At 69.3% G+C, this 4,448-nt stretch carries 3 protein-coding genes and 1 pseudogene; all 4 read left to right on the top strand.

The features are described from left to right. Positions 1 to 202: pseudogene (locus VFL64_RS00605) on the top strand (branched-chain amino acid ABC transporter permease); the annotation flags it as partial. Between the two features lie 166 nt (positions 203 to 368). Beyond that, a complete protein-coding gene (locus tag VFL64_RS00600) occupies positions 369 to 1,448 on the top strand; it encodes a branched-chain amino acid ABC transporter permease (protein ID WP_489538439.1) in 1,080 nt (359 codons plus the stop codon). Continuing rightward, entirely contained in the window at positions 1,445 to 3,652 is a 2,208-nt protein-coding gene (locus VFL64_RS00595; RefSeq protein WP_489538438.1) for a D-(-)-3-hydroxybutyrate oligomer hydrolase, read from the top strand. The genes VFL64_RS00600 and VFL64_RS00595 overlap by 4 nt, the downstream gene beginning before the upstream one ends. A 14-nt stretch (positions 3,653 to 3,666) precedes the next feature. Further along, positions 3,667 to 4,448, top strand: a 782-nt coding sequence (locus VFL64_RS00590) for an alpha/beta fold hydrolase (protein WP_489538437.1), incomplete at its 3' end; no start/stop codon positions are given.

The raw sequence follows: 4,448 nt of genomic DNA, 5'->3' as shown, positions 1-4,448 counted from the left end.
CAACGTGCTGATCTTCATCGTGATCATCATCGGCGGGCTGGGGTCGACATTCGGCTGCTTCGTCGGTGCGCTGCTGGTCGGCTTGCTCGCCAACTACAGCGGCTTCCTCACGCCCAAGCTGGCCATGTTCTCCAACATCGGCTTGATGGTGGCGGTGTTGCTGTGGCGGCCGCAGGGCTTGTATCCGGTGGCGAATCGATGAACCTCTTGCACACACCGAGCGGGCCTTCGATAGCTCAGGCTGAACAGCCGGAGTGTGTTCGCGGCCTGCGCATGCCACCACCCGCTCAGCCTGACCCTTCGACAAGCTCAGGACAGGGTCCGCTTCGCGGATCGAAGGCCCGCGCCCAACCCACGCACGCCACGCCATGCTGAACCGCCTCCTCTCCCACGACCTGCCGCGCAACCGCTGGCTGTCCGTCCTGCTCATCGTGATGGTGCTGGGCCTCGCGCTCACGCCTTTCCTCTTCCCGAGCACCAAGGCGCTCAACGTGGGCGCCAAGATCCTCGTCTTCATCGTGCTGGTGGCGAGCTTCGACCTGCTGCTGGGCTACACCGGCATCGTGAGCTTCGCGCACACCATGTTCTTCGGCATCGGCGCCTATGGCGTGGCCATCGCCAGCACGCACGCTGGGCCGGGCTGGGGCGCGGTGGTGATGGGCGTGGCGGCGGCGCTCGTCGTCTCGCTGCTGCTCTCGCTGCTGATCGGCCTCTTCAGCCTGCGGGTGAAGGCCATCTTCTTCGCCATGATCACGCTCGCCGTGGCCTCGGCCTTCCTGACGCTGGCCTCGCAGCTGTCGGACTTCACCGGCGGCGAAGACGGACTCAACTTCAAGGTGCCCGAGGCCTTGCAGCCCGGCACGCAGTACCTGGAAGAGCCCTTCCTCGGCGCCAGCATCGACGGCCGCTTTGCCAGCTACTACCTGCTGTTCGTGGTGACGCTGGCGCTGGTGCTGGTGATGCTGCGCATCGTCAACTCGCCCTTCGGCCGCGTGCTGCAGGCGATCCGCGAGAACGACTTCCGTGCCGAGGCCATCGGCTACCGCACGGTGGTGTACCGCACGCTGAGCAACGTGCTGTCGGCCCTGTTCGCCACGCTCGCGGGCTGCCTGCTGGCGCTCTGGCTGCGTTACAACGGGCCCGACACCTCGCTCAGCTTCGAGATCATGCTCGACATCCTGCTCATCGTCGTCATCGGCGGCATGGGCACGGTGTACGGCGCCGTCATCGGCAGCGTGCTCTTCGTCATCGCGCAGAACTACCTGCAAGACCTGCTCAAGCTCGGCGGCAGCGCCCTCGAAGGCGTGCCGGTGCTGTCGCAGCTCGTCTCGCCCGACCGCTGGCTCCTGTGGCTGGGCATTCTCTTCGTGCTCTCGGTCTATTACTTCCCTAGTGGGGTGGTGGGCCGGTTGCGTTCACTCACCAGTAGATCCAGGAGACAGCAATGACTCGGAACCTGCATGTTGTGCCATGGCGCTTGGTGGCCCTGACGGCCGTGGCCGTGTTGGCGGCCTGTGGCGGTGACGACTCGGTGATCACCGTGGAAGAGACCGCAAAACTCGAAGCGCAAGAGGCAACGACGAGCGCGACCAAGGAGCAGGCGCAGAGCTTCGGTCCGCGCGGTCTGTTCAACCGCCGCCCCGACTTCGTGGCCGGCGACGTGCGCCAGACCGAGTACGACGGCATCACCGACGACCTGCTGACCGCCGGCCTGGGCAAGACCGGCCTCGCCGGCGCGCTGCCGCCCTACGCGAACGCCGTCACGCCCACCGCCGCCGAGTTGCGCCGCGCCGCCGTCTACAACAGCTACCGCGCCATCGTCGACATGACGCCGGGCGGTGGCTACGGCACGCTCTATGGCCCGAACGTCGACGCCGACGGCAACATCACCGCCAGCGAAGGCAAGATCGCCGGCACCGAATACATCGCCTTCAGCGACGACGGCAGCGGCCTGCGCAACGTGGTGCTGATGGTGCAGGTGCCTGCCAGCTTCGACCCGCGGCATGCCTGCATCATCACCGCCACCTCCTCGGGCTCGCGCGGCGTGTACGGCGCCATCAGCACCGGCGAGTGGGGCTTGAAGCGCGGCTGCGCCGTGGCCTACACCGACAAGGGCACGGGCAGCGGCCCTCACGATCTGGCGAGCGACACCGTGCCCCTGATCGACGGCACGCGCAGCGCGGCCGTCGCCGCTGGTGCCGAGGCGCAGTTCCGCGCACCGCTCGATGCGTCGCAACTGGCCGCCGTCAACGCCGCCACGCCCAACCGCCTGGCCTTCAAGCACGCGCACTCGCAGCGCAACCCCGAGCGCGACTGGGGCCGCTTCACGCTGCAGGCGGTCGAGTTCGCCTACTGGGTGCTCAACGAGCGGCACGGCATCGCGCTGGGCGACCGCTTGCGCCTGCGCACCCTGCGGCCGGGCAACACGCTGGTGATCGCATCGAGCATCTCGAACGGCGGGGGCGCGGCCATTGCCGCCGCCGAGCAAGACCGCGAGCGGCTGATCGACGGCGTGGCGGTCTCCGAGCCGGCCGTCGAACTGCCGGCCGATCTGTCGGGCATCAGCGTGCAGCGCGGTGGGGTGGCACAAACCACCATCGGCAAGACGCTGATCGACTTCACCACCTACGCCAACCTCTACCAGAGCTGCGCGGCGCTGTCGCCGCAGGTCGCGGGCACGCCGGGCGCGGCCTTCGTGGTGGCGGCCTTCGCGGCCAACCGGTGCGCCTCGCTCAAGGCCAAGGGCTGGCTCACCGCCGACACGCTTGCGGCGCAGGCCGACGAGGCGCTGGCCCGGCTCGCGGGCTACGGCTGGGAGCCGGAGTCGGTGCCGCTGCATGCCTCGCTCGCGGCCTTCGAGGTTGCGCCCGCGGTGAGCGTGACCTTCGCCAACGCGCTGGCACGCGCCAGCGTGGCCGACCACCTGTGCGGCTACAGCTTCGCCGCGACCACGGCGCAAGGTGTCATCACGCCCACCACCGCCGCGCTGCTCGCCCCCATGAGTGCCACCGGCAATGGCGTGCCGCCTTCGGCCGGCATCCAGCTCATCAACAACCTGAGCCCCGGCCTGCCGCTGCGCGACCTGTTCTCGTTCTCGCCCTCCACACTGACGCAGGACTTCAACCTCGACGGCGCGCTGTGCCTGCGCAACCTGCTGACCGGTTCCGGCGCGCAGGCGCTGGCCTTGCAGCAAGGACTGAATGAGACGCGCCGCAACGGCGACCTGAACGGCAAGCCGGCCATCATCGTGCACGGCCGCGCCGACGCGCTGCTGCCGGTGAACCACACCTCGCGGCCCTACACCGCGCTCAACAAGCGCGTCGAAGGGGCGCACAGCCGGCTGTCGTACATCGAGGTCACCAACGCCCAGCACTTCGACGGCTTCATCGGCCTGCCCGCCGTGCTGCCCGGCTACGACACGCGCTACGTGCCGCTGCACGTCTACCTCAACCGTGGTCTCGACGCCATGTACGCCCACCTGCGCCACGGCAAGCCGCTGCCGGCCAGCCAGGTGGTGCGCACCGTGCCGCGCGGTGGCGTGCCCGGGGCGGCTCCGGCCATCACCGAGGCCAACGTGCCGCCCATCGCCCTCCGGCCTGCGCTCGCCGATGCCATCACCTGGCGCGCGCACACCTTGCGCGTGCCCGACTGAACCGAGCTGTTGCCATGAGCCAGACCTCCCACTACATCCGCTGCGAAGAACGCGAGCTCCACTACACCGAGTGGGGCGCGCAGCACGCCGAGACGGTGATCGCGTGGCACGGCCTCGCGCGCACCTGCCGCGACATGGACGACATCGCCGAGCACCTGTCGCAGCGCTACCGGGTGATCTGCCCCGACACGATCGGCCGCGGACTCAGCCAGTGGAGCCCGCAGCCCGAACAGGAGTACTGCCTCGCGTTCTACGCGCGGCTGGCGCTCTCGCTGGTCAACCAGCTCGGGCTCGATCGCTTTCATTGGCTGGGCACCTCGATGGGCGGCGCCATCGGGCTCAAGGTGGCGGCGGGTGCGCTGCGCGGGCGTCTGCAGCGGCTGGTGCTCAATGACATCGGGCCGCAGCTCGCCGACGCGGCCATTCAGCGCATCCGCTCCTACGCCGGCAACCCGTCGTCGTTCGCGACCGTGAGCGAGCTGGAGGCCTACTTCCGCACCGTCTATGCGCCCTACGGCTGGCTGAGCGACGCGCAATGGCGCCGCCTCACCGAAACCTCGACGCGCCGCCTGCCCGACGGCCGCGTGACGCCGCACTACGACCCGGCGATGGTGCGCCAGTTCATCGTGCACCCGGACGACTACGACCAGTGGGCCGCCTGGGACAGCCTGAGCCTGCCCGTGCTGGTGCTGCGCGGTGTCGACTCGGACCTGCTGCTGCCCGAGGCCGCCGACGCGATGCGCAGCCGGGGCCCGCGCGCGGTGGTGGTGACGATCCCCGACTGCGGCCACGCACC

Source organism: Rhizobacter sp. (assembly GCF_035702065.1).
Taxonomy (GTDB): domain Bacteria; phylum Pseudomonadota; class Gammaproteobacteria; order Burkholderiales; family Burkholderiaceae_C; genus Rhizobacter.
Note: the sequence above shows the minus strand (reverse complement) of the source record. Positions and strands in the feature narration are given on the sequence as shown.

Bases quoted from the DNA above. Each gene is read 5' to 3' on its own strand.
- VFL64_RS00595 (WP_489538438.1), top strand. From the start codon at position 1,445: ATGACTCGGAACCTGCATGTTGTGCCATGGCGCTTGGTGGCCCTGACG.
- VFL64_RS00600 (WP_489538439.1), top strand. From the start codon at position 369: ATGCTGAACCGCCTCCTCTCCCACGACCTGCCGCGCAACCGCTGGCTG.